This is a genomic window from Mycobacteroides sp. CBMA 271 (assembly GCF_009729205.1).
Lineage (GTDB): Bacteria > Actinomycetota > Actinomycetes > Mycobacteriales > Mycobacteriaceae > Mycobacterium.
The window spans coordinates 468,145-483,918 of the sequence record NZ_VTHB01000005.1 but is presented as its reverse complement, the minus strand read 5'-3'; the positions used below and the strand labels follow the sequence as shown (position 1 = coordinate 483,918).

The window sequence follows — 15,774 nt, the reverse complement described above, 5'->3', positions numbered from 1 at the left end:
GCTGGGCAGTGGAGCCGGCCAACAACCGCACACCGCGACGTATCCGCAGCTTAACCACCGCTACATAGTCTTGCGCCTCAATGGATTCGACCTCACCGACATCGGCGCCGGCCACACGCACCTTCGCCCTATCCGGCAGATTCAACGCATTAACAAACCGCGCAGTCAACCCGTAGGCATCCGAACCGATACCCGGAGCCGGCAGATCCAAACTCGCCAGCGTCGGCGGATCACACGCAGCCACAGTCGCCGCGATCATCGCCGCGGCGGTTGCCCGAGTAAGAGTGCTGGCGCGCGGAGCTGCGCTTAGTGCTCTTGAGGAGCGCCTGCCGAATCGGCGGGAAATTACCTGGGAATGGGCGTCCCGCGTCACCGAGCGACAGTAGCAACGAGTGGGACGAATGTACCGTTTGCTGGACTGTGGCGAGATCAACGACACCTTGGGTGAACAACTATGGCGTGCGGGACGATGAGCATCGAATGTTATGTGGATCACTGATGCTGTGGGGCGAAGTGGGCATGTTGGCGGGTCGGATGAAGGTTCACCATATCAATTGCGGCACAATGGCATTCGGGTTCGTCGACCACTGTTTGATGTAGAAACGCCCAGCTCCGGCCTGGTGCTGATGGCCGGTCACGCACCTTAGGCGACGGTCACCGTTCCCACGCAATGAGCGATGTTCTCGTCGTTCCAGAAGAAGCCGGACCGGCTGCCGTAGTCGGTGGTGATCTCGACCTGTCCAGGCCCGGTGACTACGTAGAACTCTGATGCTCCCGCTGTGCCACTGCCCTTGCCCCATGTCTCGCCGACAGCGCCGGTGGTGAGATTTCGCCAGGAGAAGTAGGCCTGCTTGGGTCCGGCGAGTCCGTCGGTGGCGTTCAGATTCACCGTGCCGGGGATCAGCTCACGCCGCTCATCTGCCTGGCTGGCCTGCCATGCGCTGACGCGTACATCGCCGTCGAAACACAGTGCCCGCTCGCCGGCGGGCGCAGCCATGGCTACCGGACAAGCGACAATTCCCGCGCCGACAGCGGCAAGGGAGAGGACGGCGGCGCGGCTGACAAATGACGAACGCATGCCGGGAAGTATCGCCTATCTGCCATCGCAATGGACGCGGTTCCAGCTACGTGGCGACGAGGGCGGCGGAGATGAGGCGCCAGAGTCGTTCGGTGATCACCGAGGGGTCGGGCAGTGGGGTCAACCGGAGCTGCTGGGCAATTCCGTGTCGAATGCCTCCGATGATGAAGGCGCCGGCGCTATCTGGGTCGATATCGGCGGGAAGTTGTCCCAACCGCTGGCCGCGCTGGATGTTTTTGCCAGCGTTATGGCTGATGCGCTGCAGGTACGTCGCCTCGAGCTCGGCGAGCTGCGGATCCAGGGCTGCACGGTCGAGCAGAATCGGGGCCAGTGGATCGGCGACGTGATAGTCGACGAATCGACGAGTGCGCTCCTGCTCGTGGACGAACCAATCGGTATCCATGTGCAGATGGAGGTCGGCGATGGCATTGACGAGGCCCTCGTAGAACTCGTCGTATATGACCGCCAACAAGCCGCCCTTGGAGCCGAAGTGGTGGTAGAGCGCACCGGTACTCAGGCCGGCTCGGCGGGTTAATCCGCTGAGGTCCATCACGCCATTGCCGCGGACCAGTTCGTCCCGTGCCGCATCCAGAAGTTGTTGACGTCCGATCGAGGGGCGTGCCACGATGTGATCGTACAGAACATAATTATCTTATGTTTAGGAGTGGCGATGTCCTCGGAAGTTTCATCGTTGGTAGATCTGGGTGGCGATCTGGCCGGAACGTACCGGCGAACCGCGAGTAACGGCGAGACTGTCGATCCTGTTGTGGCAGAGGCGGATCTGACGGTGCTACGGCGCGATGGATACGTGATCCTGCCGGATCTGCTCACCGCGGAGGAGTGCGACAAGATCCGGGAAGCCGTTGTTCCGTTGTTGGACCTGCACGGGCGCAACCGGTTTGAGGGGCACACGACGCAGCGGGTGTACAGCGTGCTCAACAAGACCCGCGTCTGCGACCGCGTCGCGGAGCATCCTCGTGTGCTGGCCTTGCTGGACCGGCTCTTCCTGCCCAACTATCTGATGTCGATGCTGCAGGTCATCAACATTCTGCCCGGTGAGCAGGCGCAGATGCTGCACACCGATGACGGCTTCTATCCCATCCCGCGACCCCGCGATGGCCTGGGGGCGGCAACGATCTGGGCAATAGACGATTTCACGGCCGAAAATGGCGCGACCGATATCGTTGCGGGCAGCCATCTTTGGGGGGATCGCAGGCCGCAGGAAACCGAACGCGAGCCGGTGGTGATGAAGGCGGGTTCGTGTGTGTTCTTTCCCGGCACGCTATGGCATGGCGGTGGAGCCAACCGGTCCGGCGGCTCGCGGCTGGCCGTGACCGCTCAATACTGCGAGCCGTGGTTGCGTCCGCAGGAGGCTTTTACGCTCTCGATGTCCCGCGATACCGTGCGCGCCGTGTCCGAGGACATTCGGCGAATGCTCGGGTACAGCATCCATCCGCCGTTCATCGGTCAGGTGGACGGCATGCATCCCAAGCGACTGCTCGAACCGGGCGTGCAGCCCCTGTGACGTGGCGGTCTGCGCGTTCTCAACAAAGTCTCAGCACCGATTGGGCAATCTCGGGGCATGTCCAACATTGATGATGCGAACGAATCGCCGGAACCGCCGATCGATTCGAACCCCGATCCCGGTGACCAGGTTTCGACCACAAATGCGACTCCCGTCGCGCAAGAGCCTGATTCGGCGAAGCGCGGCCTGCTCAAGCGATCCCTGGTGATTGCAGGAGCGGTGTCGGCGGTTGTGGCTGTACTGGCGCTGACTTTCGGCGCGGGGGTTTGGGCCGGCAGCGAGTTCGGTGGTGAACACGATCGCGACAGTCATGGTCAATCGCGCTGGCACGAGCGAGAAGACAATGACCGAGACAACGACCGAGACAACGACCGCGCCGAACGCCGGGGCGATGATCGGCGCGACTCCGCTGAGGTAGATCGGGGTGACGAGCGGGTTACCCAGTCCCGAGTAGCGCCGACACCTGTCCCGCCATCACCTCAGCGGCCCTAGCGCCTGCATGATTACGGGATGTGGTTGTTGCGGGTGACGGGCCGGTTGCGGCGCTGGGGTGGCGGAATCGCGACGCGCTCGGCTCTGGTGGCGGCGGCGGTGGTACTGGCCAGTTTGGTCATCGTGGGTTCGGCGTCGGTAGTCCTGCTCTCTCGGTCGATGAGCGCCGACGTTGACGATGCGGCCAAGGCGCGTGCGCAGGCGGTGGCGGAGCGTCTACGCAAGGAGCCGCCCGATGAACTGGAGTCGGTACTGCTGGCCACCGATCAGCGGATCGTGGCCGTTCAAGTTATCGACAGCGCCGGGGTAGTAGTACGCCGATCAGAAGCAGCACCCAAGGCGGCATTGATTGCATTGCAAGACAACAACTCGCACGGGATTCGGGTCGGTATTCCATCCATCGCCGATGACGATATTCGAGTTGCCGCCACCACGATGAAAGGCCGCAAAGGCCAGTACACGGTGCTGGTAGGTGGGGGTATCGAGCCAATCGAGTCGATGGTGTCGACTGTGAGAACCATGCTGGCGATCACGGCACCGGTGGTGTCCGTGGTAGCGGGAGTGGTGACGTTTCTGCTGGTGCGTCGATCATTGCGGTCTGTGGACGCGATCCGGTCGCGGGTGGCGGAGATCAGCACGTCCGACCTCGGTGAGCGCGTTCCGGTGCCCGGCCGTGCCGATGAGATTTCGGCGTTGGCGGTGACGATGAATGAGATGCTCGCCCGGATCGAAGCCGGGCACACTGCCCAGCGCCGCTTCGTCGGTGATGCCTCTCATGAATTGAGAAGCCCATTGGCAACCGTGATTTCGGCGTTGGAGATCTCGACGAACCATCCGGAGGTGCTGGATCGTCAGCTCGTCCAGAGCGCGCTGCTGCCCGAAGCGCGCCGCATGCAATCGCTGGTGGAGGACCTTCTGCTCCTTGCCCGCGCGGACGAGCACGGGCTGCCCATGCGCCGTACCGAGATCGATCTGGACGACCTTGCAACGGCGGAGGCCCAACGGCTCAAACGTGAGACCCAGCTTCATGTTTCGACGCAGATATCAGCGGTGAAGGTGATCGGCGATACGCTCGGCATTGCGCGGGTGTTGCGCAATCTGGCCGATAACGCTGCCCGGCATGCGACTGCCGAGGTGTTCATTGTGGTCTACGCGGATGCAAAGAACGCCTATCTACAAGTGTGTGACGACGGATCGGGCATCCCGGTAGCCGAGCGAGAGAGAGTTTTTGAGCGATTCGTGCGTCTGGATTCCGCCCGGTCCCGTCAGGGCGGTGGCAGCGGGCTGGGTTTGGCGATCGTGGCGGAAATCGTTGCGGCGCATGAGGGTAAGGTCAGTATTGGCGATCGCGCCGGCGGTGGGGCGGCGGTTACCGTTCAGCTGCCGTTGGAGAATTCTCCCGACTCTAGCCGGTAGCCCACGCCTCGGACCGTGATGATCAGATCGACGCCGACCTTGCGGCGCAGATAGCCGACATACACCTCAACCACATTGTCGGGTCCGTCATAGTGACTATCCCAAACATTTTGCAGGATATCGGTTTTAGTGACTGCGGTGTCTTTGTTGCGGAGCAGATACTCCAATAGCCCGTACTCGCGGGGTGTCAACTGCACTGGAGCGCCGCCGCGTTCGACAACCTTGCGGGTGGGGTCGAGTGACACATCACCGGCTGAGAGCACCACCGGGCGTTTGGGTGCGCCGCGGCGTACTAGGGCCCGCAACCTGGCGGTAAGCACCATGAACGAGAACGGTTTGGTCAGATAATCGTCGGCGCCCAAGTCGAAGGCGTCGGTCTGGTCGTAATCGCCGTCCTTGGCGGTGAGCATTAGCACCGGGGTCCACACCTCGGCGGCGCGCATTTTGCGCAGCACCTCATAGCCATTCAGGCCCGGCAACATGATGTCCAGCACCACCACATCGAACTGATCGCTAGTGGCCTGCCACAACCCGTCCACCCCATCGGAAACGGAGACCACAACGAATCCCTCGGCCCGAAGTCCGGCCGCGACCGTCTCGGCCAAATGCGGCTCGTCTTCCACGAGCAAGATCCGCACCGCGCGCCTTTCCCTGAGCTAATCCGACTGTCACCCGTAGTGTGGCAGTCCTGCGTCTATCGTGCAGGTTCACCGATCGACGCACTCGCGCGCTCGTGAGCACGCTCTTGGGCTTCGGTCGCCGTCGCGACCGCTCCGAACAGCATCAGGGCGCCGACGATCAGCGTTGCGGCTTCTGTCTTTGCATTCATGACGTCAGGCTCGCATCCAGTAGCTGTGAAGACGCTGAGCGCCGACAGCCCATGGTTCTCAGCGGTTCCTCAGCTCGCCATGGCTACGGTACTGGCGGATATTGTTGACACCGCGGAAGGACTTGTTGGGTTCATGGCTGTATCGAGCTACAAACTTCCCCAAATCACCGCGCTCTTTTGGGTGCTGAAGATCGCCGCGACCACGCTGGGGGAGACCGGCGGGGACCTTATCGCTCAAACTCTGGGGCTGGGTTACGCCACTGCATCGGTCCTGTTCATCGCGATCTTCTTGGTGAGCCTGCTTGCCCAACTGCGTGCGCGCCAGTTCCGTCCGGCGTTGTACTGGACGGTGATTGCGGCGACCAGCACGGCAGGAACGACGATGTCCGATTTGATCAACCGTGGCCCCGGCTCGGACACTGACACCGATGGCGGTCTGGGCTACGGCGTCGGGGCGATCCTGCTGATCAGCGGGCTCGCCGTCGTGTTCCTGATCTGGAAGCTCACTCGCGAGACTTTCGATGTCGCCAACATCGGCACCTTCCGCGGCGAAGTTCTTTATTGGGCAGCAATCCTGCTGTCGAACACTCTGGGTACCTCGCTGGGCGACTATCTCGCCGACAGTTCCGGCCTCGGGTATTGGGGCAGTGCGGCACTCATCGCGACGATCATGTTGGTCATCCTGGGCGCGCACTATTTCACCAAGATTTCCGGTGTCCTGCTTTTCTGGGCGGCATTCATCCTTACCCGCCCCCTCGGCGCCACCGTCGGTGACTTTCTCTCCAAGCCGCTTGAGAAGGGGGGCCTGGCACTGGGCACCTGGGGCACCTCGGCGGCACTTCTAGCTGTTCTGGTCATAGGAATCGCGTGGGGTTACCGCAACATTCGCATATCAACTCCCGACGAGGACCCCGACCTCAGGCCGCGGGAGCTCGCCCGCGATTAGTGCTGGTAGACGTCGTTGAGCGTTACGGTACGCAGTTGGCGTTCGGTGATGACGTCGATCATCTGGCGGTAGACGGTGGTCACCGGCGGGTGGTTGAGGTGGCCGATGACGATGGCCTGCGGGTTGAAGTACTTGTGGGCCATGTCCACGATGTACTGCGGGGTCACCACGCCAGAGTCCGACAGTGATCCGTACCAGAGCACCGGTGGTCCGTAGCCCAGGCTCTGCGTAACCGAATCGGTTGCGGCATTGTGCTTTCCGTATGGCGGACGGAAGTACGGTGCCGGGTCCACACCGTAGGTGTTGGTCAAGAATTTGGTGTTGCGGGTCAGCTGGTCGGCGATTTGTTCGGCGGTCAGCTTCGTCAGATCGGGATGAGACCAGGTGTGGTTGCCCAGCTGGATCTGGCCGCTTTCGACCAGCGGACGAAGCAACTTGGCGTGCTGTGTCCAGCCTGCGTTCACGCCATTGACGAAGTAGGTCAAGCGCATTCCGGTATCACGCGCCAGCTGGGTATAAGCGGCGATCACGTCCGCGTCGGTGCCGTCGTCAAGGGTCAGCGCGAGGAGTCGTTGGCCGTCGGTCTGGGCCGGAAGTGCGGTCAAAGTGCCGCCGCCAGGGAGCGGCACCCGTGTCACCCCGTGTGGCGCGGATGTGCCGGCGGATGTTCCGGGGTCCGCAGCCGCAGAGGACGATTCGATGACGGACGCACCTACTGCGGCAGCCCCTGCCAGCAGCGTAAGAAACCGACGACGGTCGAACACAGCGACAGGGTAGCGCCGCAACCTGGATATCGAGCGACGCCGCTGCTGGTGTCGGGTTAACGTTTCCTTTGTGATCAACTTTGCTCTGCGATCGTGCGGTCTTCGGGGGCACGCGACATTCGCCCCCGATGAGCAGCCGCTACGCGAACGACTCCGGGTCGATACGCCCGCGGGGGAGGCATGGCGGTGCCTGCGATGTGAAACGTTTGTGGTGGGCGAGCCGCGGCGGCGCGGCCCGGCCGATACGGCGCCGGAGATTCCGCGTGGGCGGCTGTTGCGTGATCGGACTTTGATGCGGGTGCTTGCCGTCGAGCGGATGTTCCGGGGTCTGGTTGTGGTGCTCCTCGCTTTCGGAACACTGAAGGTTCGGGGTTCGCGCGAACACCTCCAACAAGTTTTCGAGCAGGATCTTCCACTCATACGCCCACTCGCCGACCAAATCGGGTGGAATTCGGACAACTCCAAGGTAATCCGCCATATCGGCGACGCGTTCTCGTTGTCGTCGTCAACGCTCATGTGGGTCGCGGTGGGCCTTGTCGCCTACGCCGCGATCGAGTTCATTGAGGCGATCGGGCTGTGGCTGATGAAGCGCTGGGGTGAATACTTCGCGGTCATTGCGACCGGCATCTTTCTGCCGCTGGAGATCTACGAGCTCTTCGAGAAGCAGACGGTGTTGCGGGTTCTGGCGTTGTTGGTGAACGTCGTCGCCGTGGTCTGGCTGCTGTGGAGCAAGAGACTGTTCGGGCTCAACGGTGGCGGCGAGGCCTACGAGCAAGAACATCGCGCGGAGAGCCTGCTGAGCGTCGAACGCGCAGCGGTGGAAGCTGATCCGCGATAACGCGTTCGCGTCGTCACATATGACGCAACCCGTGGCGCGTCAACCAATCGTGCACAGACACGGCGGCCGTTGTCTCGTCGAGGTCCAGGACCGCGCGGGTCTGGGCGTTGATCTGTCGCACAGCGGTGTCTCCGACGATTGTCTCTTCATGACGGAGGGCGACGTTGACGGCGGCGTCGATGTCAGATGGATGGTCCACTGAGCACTGCGCGAGGAACTGCGCGGTGCGTGTGGCGGTGGCGCCGAGTTCACGTAGCCGGCTTCGAGCGCGGCCCCGGATCTGCTCCACCGTGGTGATTCCGTGGGCCAACGCCAGATATTTCTCCCGGGATCCGGCGCCACCCTGCCGCGCCGGCCAGTTGGCGGCCTCGCGGATTCTGTCGGCGTGATCGACTGCCTCAAAGGCGAGGTAGAAGCCGGCGACAGCCCGCCCAACGGGTGTCGAAGCGTCTACGGCCGGGAGCGGCGGTCGCGGAGGCCGCTGCGGAGGGGTCGATTCCAGAAGTAGGGAGTCAACGAGCGAGGGTACGGCGCTCTGCGGGACATCCATCCGCCCATCTTGCCGAAAAGTAGACGCGATGTACACAAAAATGGCCGTTACTGGCCCGCGGGCCGCGTATCACTCCTTCTCAGCGTTCCCTCAGCACCGTTGGGTCAGTATCGGAAGTCGTGGGCGTAAGTCGCTGCATACGAGATCCACGAAAGGCCTCGATGCTAGAGCCGGGCACTGGCGACGATCTGTCGATCGCCAGTGGGGCCCGTCTCCGGGGGCGGGCGCTGTCGGTGCACTGGATCGCTGCGCTCGCGTTGTTCACGGTCTTCTGCGCGCTGGCCTTGATTCGTCGTGCGGCGACATCTGGAACCGCGGTAGATCACGCCATGCTCAACTGGATGGTCGAGCATCGGAGGCCGTGGCTGACATCCGTGGCACTTGCAATCACCAACGCGGGGAGCCCTATTGCGGTAGCGCTACTGGCGGCTGGGATGTGCGCGGCGGTGTCCTGGTGGACTCGGTCGTTATGGCCGGCGCTCGTTGTCGGGGTGACTGTCGCGGGCGCGGCCATTGCGAGCGCTGCGCTGAAAGTGGTTGTTGGCGCACATCGTCCACCTGAACGTGTGCAGCTCACGCCGGAGTCCGACTACTCGTTTCCGTCCGGGCACGTCACCGGCACGGTGGCGCTGCTGGGCATTTTCGCGGTCATCACTGCCACCTACGGGTCCGCCGCAGTGCGCCTGTGTTGGGCTGTGACCACGGCCTCCGTTGCGGTCATCATGGCTATGACGCGGCTCTACCTCGGGGTGCATTGGCTCACCGAGGTTTTGGGGGGTCTGGTCCTCGGATCGCTCGCTGTATTGGTTGGACGGCGGATCTGGCTCGCACGCGACAACCGCCGGGCTGCAGGCATCGGAACAAGACAGGACCGCGCTGGCAGGAGCTGGCCGGCTATTGAAGGGTGTGATTCATGACTGAGTCATCCGCGTCGAAGGCGGCCAGCACGGGGCGGCTGTTGTTAAGCAAGGTACCTGAGGTCACAGTCTGGTTCTGGGTCATCAAGATCCTATGCACCACAGTGGGGGAGAGCTTCGCCGACTGGATCAATATGGCCCTTGGCGTGGGTTTGATCAGGACGGCACTGATCTTCACCGTCGTGCTCGGCGCTGTCCTGGGGTGGCAGCTACGGCTCGATCGGTACGTGCCGTTTGTGTATTGGCTGACGGTTGTGGTCTTGTCGGTCACGGGCACGCTCTATACCGACATCCTGACTGATCAGTTTGGAGTGCCACTTGCATTGAGCACCACCATGTTCGCGGTGGTCCTCGCGGTGGTCTTCGGGGTGTGGTACCTGCGCGAGCGGACACTGTCCATCCATAGCATCGTGACACGGCCCCGGGAGCTGTTCTATTGGCTCGCAGTGCTTGTGACGTTCGCCCTCGGTACTGCTGTCGGAGACTGGGTACTGCAGCTGACGGGTTGGGGCCCCGGCCGTTCAGTGCTACTGCCGGCCGGTCTCATCCTTGCGATCGTGATCGGCTGGCGACTAGGTGCCAACGCGGTGCTCGGGTTCTGGCTCGCTTATATTCTCACGCGACCGCTTGGTGCCAACCTCGGTGACTGGCTGGCCACGCCGTCGGACACGCAAGGAATTGGGCTGGGCACGGCACTGGCAAGCGTGATCTTCTTAGTCGCCATCCTTTCGATCGTTGTGTTCCTCTCCATTACCCGGCGAGACGTCATTAAGAATCCCGATGCGACCGTCGTAGAAGTCTCGGCAGCCAGTCCCGCCCGTGAGCGAATAATGTTGGGCTACTTTGGTTTAGTCGCCGCTGCCACGGCAGCCGTGCTGGTATGGGCTGCCGGACAACCGCACGTCTCGGCGGCCGGCGAGGAGGAGTCCGGCGTCACCCCGGTGGCCACGGAGATCGCCCCCGGCGAGGTGACTGCGCGTTTCTCTGCGCCCGCGGTGACGAAGTTCCGCACCATCACTCAGGACCTGCTGGCAAAGGTCCGTTCGGGGGATCAGTCGGGCGCAACGATGGGCGCCAAGGGTCTGGAGGCCTCTTGGGACGATGATGAACCCACGCTGCGCCCCATGGACGAGACCGCGTGGCGTGTCATCGACAGTCGAGTTGACAATGTGCTTAAGGCAATCCGGGCTGACCTTCCCGACCCGGTGGCCGAAACGCAGGCGCTCGAAGCACTCTCGACCGCACTCCGATAGCCGACACCCGCGTGCCTCGCAGATCAGGTAACTGGCAACCGGGCCGGACTACTCGGTCGATTTGTCGCACATCGCGAACAGTGCTCGACGGGTCTAATTCGCTTGCAGTGAAAGGTATTTGATACCCGTGCGGGGTCCTCTGATCCCGGCTACGCATGAGGCTGTTCCTGGCCCTTCTCAGGGATTTCTCAACGCCGTGTCTGCAGTATTTGTTTCATGGACACGAAACCTGTTTCAGCGCATGGTGGAGCGATCCGTGATCGCGTTGAGATGGCGCCGGGTAGGGGACCGATAGTCAAGCAGTGGTTGGTGCTGACGGTTGTCACCGCGGCGTTAACAGCCCTTTTTGCTTATGCGCAGCTTCCGGCCACGCCACTGCTCGCTGGTACGGTTTCTGCCGCCGCGTTGGCGTTGTTGTCACGCGAACCATCCGTGTTGCCTTCAAGCATGATTCAGGTGGCTCAATGCGTTCTTGGCGTGTATCTGGTCACGCTGGTGAGCCGGGACCAGCTAGTGGGCGTGTTCGCGCAGTTGCCGTGGATAATCGCCGGGGCCATGGCAACACTGTTGGTATCTGCTGTTGGCGGCATTGTTTTGCATCGCGTGCATCATGTGGGTAGTCGAACAGCGATCCTGGCCAGCATCGCGGGCGGTTCAACAAGCATGACCGCTTTGGCCAAGGATGTTGGCGGGGATGCCAGCATTGTGGCGTCGCTGCAGTATTTGAGAGTCATCGCCGTAACCCTCAGTCTTCCTGCGGTCGTTTATCTCCTGTCGTCAGGAGTCAGTTCTGATACTGGTGTGTCGTCGGTAGTTGATACACACCACATGAGTTTCAGAGATCTTGCGGTGATAGCTGCTGTCGCGAGCGCAGGCTATGCGCTGGGCAGGGTAGTTCGCGTGCCGTCTGCCGCCTTGTTGGGGCCGATGATTTTGGGGCTGGCCTTGGAAATTGCGGGTGTGATCCCACAGTTTCAATTGCCCGGATATGTAGCGATGCTCGCGTTTGTGGTGATTGGTTGGCAAGCAGGTATCAAATTCACCGTCGATACCGTAAAGAAGATCGCTGCGATGCTGCCAACAGCCACGGTACTTATCGTCGTGCTCGTGATGATGAGCTGCATGATCGGTTGGTTGTTGGCAACATTGAACGGCTGGTCCGTGCTAGATGGATACTTGGCGCTGTCGCCAGGTGGGATCTATGTCGCCACCGAAACTTCTTCGAACTACGGCGGCGACGTCGCGATAGTGACGGTCGCGCAGGTCACCCGGATCTTCTTGATCACACTGCTGACACCGCTCGCAGCAGCGTTGTTGTCCCGACGTAGCAGCCGCACGAGGGACAAGGTCACGACATCAACCCAAGCGCCATAAAGGTTATCCGGGTTCGAGCGCTGCACAGACCGCAGCGTTTCTCGTGATGCTGCGGGACTAAGTATTCGTAAAATTGCAGCGGCGCAGAACTTTCCATTCGATCAACATGCCTATCGCGGAAGGTCGATTCCCGGCGGGCTGCGAGGGGATCATGCTCGCGGTGATGAGCCGTGAGCAATCCATCACTGACAGAAGTGACTGTGCCGCAGTGTCGGTCGCTATCGGGCTTGTGGAAGTCCTGGAACCGTCCGTCGTGTCGTGGCACTGTCGCGGACGTCGACCGCGAAATCCGCAGGCAGTCCGCTCGGCGGGCACCGCCGATATCTGCTGAGCGGTCAGACCACAGCAATCGTCTAGCCGAGCTTCTCAGCGTCCGTTCAGCATCGACGATTCTCAAAAACAGACGATCTCGTGCACGATTTGGTCGAGGTGCTCGCAGCGATGAGCAAGTGTGTAGGCGCGTGATATGTACCGTCACGGGTGCCAAGTCGGTATTGGAGCCGGTGTAGTGGTGACGCGGTTCGCGGCTCCTCAAGTGTGGGTGGTTCAGGCGTACCGGTTTGTATTTGATTCCAGTCGGGTGAGGTGCGAACATTTTAATCATGTTGTGGGACTGATTGATTCGGATTCAATCACATAGCCGCGCATGTGGATGTGGTGCTGGATCGGCGGTCTACAGAGAAGTCGTACGGTTGGGCCGACAGAAGTCGGGTGTGCCGCAGTATCGGTCGTTGTCGGGCTTGTGGAAGTCCTAGGACCCGCCGCCGTGCCGTGGCACTGTGGTGGGCGTCGACCGCGAAATCAGAAGGCAGGCTGCGCGGCAGAAGCCAGTGATATCTCCTGAGTGGCGATACCGCAGCAATCGTCTGGCCAGGCTTCTCAGTGTTCTTTCAGCGCGGTGAATGCAGTATCGATTTCATGGACATGACCCGGAGTTCGGCACACACCGAAACGATCCGCGATAGCCGAATGCTGTTACACCAAACCGTGTTTAGCGATCATGTCCTACCCTCATCGCCCCAACCCGCATCTGGCCATCGCCAAGATTGTCGATTGGTGACGCGATGTAACTGCAATCACGACAGAAGGAGAAACATCATGAAGAAACTACTCGCTGCAATCATTGGCGGTGCTGGAGCTGCCGCAACTGTCGCCCTACTGGGCGCGCCGGTCGCATTGGCTGCGTCGCCGGCTCCGCCTCCCGTCTGCTACGCGCAGGAGACAAGTGTCAACGAGATCGATCATCGGCCGTGTGTGACGCCTGGCGGTAGCGCCTACGAGCAAGGCGTCCACCAGCCGACCCATGAGGGCGCCAACCCGCTGATCCCGTTGGGCACCAACCCACACGTTCCGTTTGGCACGAACCAGGCCAATACGCCGTCGCCAAACGCGTAGCCACCTGTAGGTCCGTTTCATCGTCAATGACACAGAAGGAGCATCGGCAATGAAGAAGATCATGACGGCGGCCTGCGCGGCGATTGGCGCCGCGGGGCTGTGCCTGGCGACGGCGGGCGAAGCATTCGCCGGCCCTGTCGCAGAACCGGATTCGGTCATCGATGGCCTCAAGTCCAACGGCTACCGGGTGATCATTACCAGGGTGGGGTCGGACCATCCGTCGCAGTGCACTGTTGAAGGGGTTACACAGCAGACGGCCATCGACAATGTGCAACCCGGAAGGAACATGCGGAACCAGCCCACAACGGCTCCCGCTGCCGGGCAGAAGGTTGCTTACGTCACTCTGACCTGCTAACTGCTTCCGTCGGGCGGCAGCGGAAAGTGGGTAATGAGCGGTCTACCAACGATTCTCGCCACTACGCCTCTACGAGGTGAATCGGCGGGATGCGCTGCCCAGGGCAGCAACGTGACAACCGCGAGCAGACAGCTTTTACTCAGTACCCCAGCCGGCGCGGGAGATGATCTTGACCCACACCGAGTCGGGCCGGGGCCTACATGGCCACGTCGGCAGTATCGATAGCCAATGAGGAGGCGGACATGAAGCGCAAGGGCCGGTCCGCGACTTTGGAGAGCAGGTCGCCGAACGACGCGGAAATCGCTGACAGCCTGGGAGGCGCCCTGGCTTCTAAAACTGCCGATGTGATCATCACGTGTGAGACTGCGATCGGCAGAGAGGCCCGGTTGTCCTGGCTGCTTTCGGGATTGGCGGGAATGGTTGGGGCGGTGTCCTTTTTGCACAGCGCGGGCTATTTCGTGACATTCATGACCGGTAACACCGAGCGCGCAGTGCTGACGTGGTTCAAGGTCTCCGACAAGCAGCAGATGGTAGGTGCGGGTCCGATTGCCGCGATCTGGATGATCGGGGCCTTCCTGTTCGGTGTCATCGTGGCGTCATATTTCAGGCGAAAGTTCTGGAAGAACCACCCGCATGGGGCGACTGTGTTGACGACCGTCGGTCTTCTGGCCGCTGCCGCGGTCGATTTCTATCAGGACCGGAGCTTCACCGCGAACACCGACGTGCATTTCACGCCGATTCTGTTGTTGGCCTTCTCAATCGGAGCGCTGAATACGTCGTTTGTGAAGAAGGGCGAAACGGCCATTCCCTTGAGCTATGTCACGGGAACCGTGGTCAAGTTGGGACAGGGGATCGAGCGGCATCTGTTCGGTAGGGGCACAGTCTTCGAGTGGCTGGGGTACACGATCCTCTACCTGTCTTTCATTTTGGGGGCTGCGACCGGCGGGGTAATCGCCTCGGTTTATAGCGGGTCCGTAATGATATTGACTGCCGCATTAGTCTGCGGCGCAACAACATTTGTCACATTCTTCTACTCGGACGCGCAATCGCGTACGCAGTGGAGCATGAGGACACTGGTCAGCGAAATTCGGGGAAGGACGGGTATGGAGCCTGGTTTTCAGATCTATGAGCCTCGGAAGGTCGAGTCGGGAAGTCCGCTCAAGCACTTCAATGACCTGTCGATAGCACTGTTTATCGCAGCCCTCTTCATCTGGCTGGGTGTCGCAAAGTTTGGGCACTTCTGGTCCATTAACTACTGATGATGCTTTCTCGCGGTGATCGAGTGTGCGAACCTCACACGCGCAGCTCAGTCGTGGTTGGGTAATTCAGCGCTCAATGGAGCCGACGTGATCCGATGATCGCCCGGGTGCGTCGAAGAAATTTCGTAGAGCGGATTCGTCGCCGTCGATGTGGACGAGTTCCGCGACGTCATCCAGTTTCAGCACGCCCGCCGCGAGTCCGAGGACAATCGGTGCCTCGGCCGTGAGAACCGCATCGAGCTCGCGTCCATCCGGTGCAGCTACGTCGATGCCGGACTTGGTAGCTCGGAGTTGGACAGTGGTGCCGTCGACGGTGATTCCGGCGGCCACCGACTGATCGGTGGGGGCGCGACCGTCGAGTAAGGCGGGAAGCGCGACGAGTAGCCCGTCGGGGCGGAATTCATCTTCTTCAGTACCGCGGATCATCAGTGGTGTTGACCAGCGGATAAGGGCGTTGATGGGTTCGCGCAGCTGCGCACCCCAGGGGGTGAGGGCGTACGTGATCGCGTTCGCGTCACCGGACAGCCGCCGCTCAATGACGCCGGCAGCCTCGAGGTTGCGGAGCCGGTCGGTCAGCAGATTAGAGGCGATCCCGGCCAGTCCGTCGCGTAGCTCGCCATAGCGAGCGGCTCCTATCAGGAGCTGGCGGACGATCAATAAATTCCACCGTTCGCCCACGACATCTAGGGCCCGGGCAAGTCCGCAGTACTGACCGTAATCTCGACTCATCACCCATCCACTTGTAAAAATAAAGTAGAGATGATTATATCATGTAGGCGAAGG

Annotated in this window: 18 protein-coding genes and 1 pseudogene; 11 read left to right on the top strand and 8 right to left on the bottom strand. The window is 61.4% G+C overall.

Annotated elements, in window-relative coordinates:
- From FZI91_RS16145 to FZI91_RS16135, 3 genes are all read right to left on the bottom strand, one after another.
- On the bottom strand, positions 1 to 259 hold a 259-nt coding region (locus tag FZI91_RS16145; RefSeq protein WP_155940150.1), incomplete at its 3' end, for an MlaD family protein.
- Between the two features lie 384 nt (positions 260 to 643).
- Entirely contained in the window at positions 644 to 1,078 is a 435-nt protein-coding gene (locus FZI91_RS16140; RefSeq protein WP_155940056.1) for a hypothetical protein, read from the bottom strand.
- A gap of 46 nt (positions 1,079 to 1,124) precedes the next feature.
- Positions 1,125 to 1,703, bottom strand: coding sequence for a TetR/AcrR family transcriptional regulator (locus FZI91_RS16135; protein WP_162526426.1), 579 nt, complete (start codon positions 1,701 to 1,703; stop codon positions 1,125 to 1,127).
- A gap of 45 nt (positions 1,704 to 1,748) precedes the next feature.
- On the opposite strand from FZI91_RS16135, the gene FZI91_RS16130 reads away from it, so the two are divergent.
- From FZI91_RS16130 to FZI91_RS16120, 3 genes are read left to right on the top strand one after another with little or no spacing between them, the layout of a single operon-like run.
- Positions 1,749 to 2,603, top strand: coding sequence for a phytanoyl-CoA dioxygenase family protein (locus FZI91_RS16130; RefSeq protein ID WP_155940054.1), 855 nt, complete (start codon positions 1,749 to 1,751; stop codon positions 2,601 to 2,603).
- A gap of 57 nt (positions 2,604 to 2,660) precedes the next feature.
- Positions 2,661 to 3,095: a hypothetical protein gene (locus FZI91_RS16125; protein ID WP_155940053.1), complete on the top strand. Its 435-nt coding sequence runs from the start codon at positions 2,661 to 2,663 to the stop codon at positions 3,093 to 3,095.
- An 18-nt stretch (positions 3,096 to 3,113) separates the two neighbouring features.
- On the top strand, positions 3,114 to 4,511 hold the full coding sequence (locus FZI91_RS16120) for a cell wall metabolism sensor histidine kinase WalK (protein ID WP_155940052.1): 1,398 nt from the start codon (positions 3,114 to 3,116) through the stop codon (positions 4,509 to 4,511).
- Here the strand turns inward: FZI91_RS16120 and FZI91_RS16115 are convergent.
- On the bottom strand, positions 4,472 to 5,149 hold the full coding sequence (locus tag FZI91_RS16115) for a response regulator transcription factor (protein WP_162526427.1): 678 nt from the start codon (positions 5,147 to 5,149) through the stop codon (positions 4,472 to 4,474). The genes FZI91_RS16120 and FZI91_RS16115 overlap by 40 nt on opposite strands.
- Positions 5,150 to 5,205: 56 nt before the next feature.
- Positions 5,206 to 5,340, bottom strand: coding sequence for a hypothetical protein (locus FZI91_RS24120; RefSeq protein ID WP_255455885.1), 135 nt, complete (start codon positions 5,338 to 5,340; stop codon positions 5,206 to 5,208).
- A gap of 133 nt (positions 5,341 to 5,473) precedes the next feature.
- On the opposite strand from FZI91_RS24120, the gene FZI91_RS16110 reads away from it, so the two are divergent.
- Positions 5,474 to 6,286 (top strand): hypothetical protein, encoded by an 813-nt coding sequence (locus FZI91_RS16110; protein ID WP_155940051.1) that lies wholly within the window; start codon positions 5,474 to 5,476, stop codon positions 6,284 to 6,286.
- Here FZI91_RS16110 and FZI91_RS16105 read toward each other — a convergent pair.
- A complete protein-coding gene (locus tag FZI91_RS16105) occupies positions 6,283 to 7,050 on the bottom strand; it encodes a polysaccharide deacetylase family protein (RefSeq protein WP_162526428.1) in 768 nt (255 codons plus the stop codon). The genes FZI91_RS16110 and FZI91_RS16105 overlap by 4 nt on opposite strands.
- 70 nt (positions 7,051 to 7,120) lie before the next feature.
- On the opposite strand from FZI91_RS16105, the gene FZI91_RS16100 reads away from it, so the two are divergent.
- On the top strand, positions 7,121 to 7,888 hold the full coding sequence (locus FZI91_RS16100; RefSeq protein ID WP_162526429.1) for a DUF2127 domain-containing protein: 768 nt from the start codon (positions 7,121 to 7,123) through the stop codon (positions 7,886 to 7,888).
- A 13-nt stretch (positions 7,889 to 7,901) separates the two neighbouring features.
- Here the strand turns inward: FZI91_RS16100 and FZI91_RS16095 are convergent, their stop codons facing one another.
- A complete protein-coding gene (locus tag FZI91_RS16095) occupies positions 7,902 to 8,438 on the bottom strand; it encodes a hypothetical protein (RefSeq protein ID WP_155940048.1) in 537 nt (178 codons plus the stop codon).
- 161 nt (positions 8,439 to 8,599) lie between these two features.
- On the opposite strand from FZI91_RS16095, the gene FZI91_RS16090 reads away from it, so the two are divergent.
- The 6 genes and pseudogenes from FZI91_RS16090 to FZI91_RS16065 form a co-directional block, all read left to right on the top strand.
- Entirely contained in the window at positions 8,600 to 9,355 is a 756-nt protein-coding gene (locus FZI91_RS16090; protein ID WP_155940046.1) for a phosphatase PAP2 family protein, read from the top strand.
- Complete coding sequence (locus FZI91_RS16085) at positions 9,352 to 10,608, top strand: hypothetical protein (RefSeq protein WP_155940044.1); 1,257 nt, start codon at positions 9,352 to 9,354, stop codon at positions 10,606 to 10,608. Before FZI91_RS16090 ends, FZI91_RS16085 begins: the two co-directional genes overlap by 4 nt.
- A 216-nt stretch (positions 10,609 to 10,824) precedes the next feature.
- Positions 10,825 to 11,982, top strand: a complete 1,158-nt coding sequence (locus tag FZI91_RS16080; RefSeq protein WP_155940042.1) for an AbrB family transcriptional regulator — start codon at positions 10,825 to 10,827, stop codon at positions 11,980 to 11,982.
- 1,098 nt (positions 11,983 to 13,080) lie between these two features.
- Positions 13,081 to 13,377 carry a hypothetical protein gene (locus FZI91_RS16075; protein WP_155940040.1) on the top strand — a complete coding sequence of 99 codons (297 nt, stop codon included), beginning with the start codon at positions 13,081 to 13,083 and terminating at the stop codon, positions 13,375 to 13,377.
- Between the two features lie 49 nt (positions 13,378 to 13,426).
- A complete protein-coding gene (locus FZI91_RS16070; RefSeq protein WP_155940038.1) occupies positions 13,427 to 13,732 on the top strand; it encodes a hypothetical protein in 306 nt (101 codons plus the stop codon).
- A 242-nt stretch (positions 13,733 to 13,974) separates the two neighbouring features.
- A pseudogene (locus tag FZI91_RS16065) lies at positions 13,975 to 14,781 on the top strand (YoaK family protein); the annotation flags it as partial.
- 276 nt (positions 14,782 to 15,057) lie between these two features.
- Here FZI91_RS16065 and FZI91_RS16060 read toward each other — a convergent pair.
- Positions 15,058 to 15,720 carry a helix-turn-helix domain-containing protein gene (locus tag FZI91_RS16060; RefSeq protein ID WP_155940036.1) on the bottom strand — a complete coding sequence of 221 codons (663 nt, stop codon included), beginning with the start codon at positions 15,718 to 15,720 and terminating at the stop codon, positions 15,058 to 15,060.
- Positions 15,721 to 15,774 lie beyond the last annotated feature (54 nt).

Bases quoted from the DNA above. Each gene is read 5' to 3' on its own strand.
- FZI91_RS16140 (WP_155940056.1), bottom strand. From the start codon at position 1,078: ATGCGTTCGTCATTTGTCAGCCGCGCCGCCGTCCTCTCCCTTGCCGCT.
- FZI91_RS16130 (WP_155940054.1), top strand. From the start codon at position 1,749: ATGTCCTCGGAAGTTTCATCGTTGGTAGATCTGGGTGGCGATCTGGCC.
- FZI91_RS16125 (WP_155940053.1), top strand. From the start codon at position 2,661: ATGTCCAACATTGATGATGCGAACGAATCGCCGGAACCGCCGATCGAT.
- FZI91_RS16120 (WP_155940052.1), top strand. From the start codon at position 3,114: ATGTGGTTGTTGCGGGTGACGGGCCGGTTGCGGCGCTGGGGTGGCGGA.
- FZI91_RS24120 (WP_255455885.1), bottom strand. From the start codon at position 5,340: ATGAATGCAAAGACAGAAGCCGCAACGCTGATCGTCGGCGCCCTGATG.
- FZI91_RS16110 (WP_155940051.1), top strand. From the start codon at position 5,474: ATGGCTGTATCGAGCTACAAACTTCCCCAAATCACCGCGCTCTTTTGG.
- FZI91_RS16095 (WP_155940048.1), bottom strand. From the start codon at position 8,438: ATGGATGTCCCGCAGAGCGCCGTACCCTCGCTCGTTGACTCCCTACTT.
- FZI91_RS16090 (WP_155940046.1), top strand. From the start codon at position 8,600: ATGCTAGAGCCGGGCACTGGCGACGATCTGTCGATCGCCAGTGGGGCC.
- FZI91_RS16085 (WP_155940044.1), top strand. From the start codon at position 9,352: ATGACTGAGTCATCCGCGTCGAAGGCGGCCAGCACGGGGCGGCTGTTG.
- FZI91_RS16080 (WP_155940042.1), top strand. From the start codon at position 10,825: ATGGACACGAAACCTGTTTCAGCGCATGGTGGAGCGATCCGTGATCGC.
- FZI91_RS16075 (WP_155940040.1), top strand. From the start codon at position 13,081: ATGAAGAAACTACTCGCTGCAATCATTGGCGGTGCTGGAGCTGCCGCA.
- FZI91_RS16070 (WP_155940038.1), top strand. From the start codon at position 13,427: ATGAAGAAGATCATGACGGCGGCCTGCGCGGCGATTGGCGCCGCGGGG.
- FZI91_RS16060 (WP_155940036.1), bottom strand. From the start codon at position 15,720: ATGAGTCGAGATTACGGTCAGTACTGCGGACTTGCCCGGGCCCTAGAT.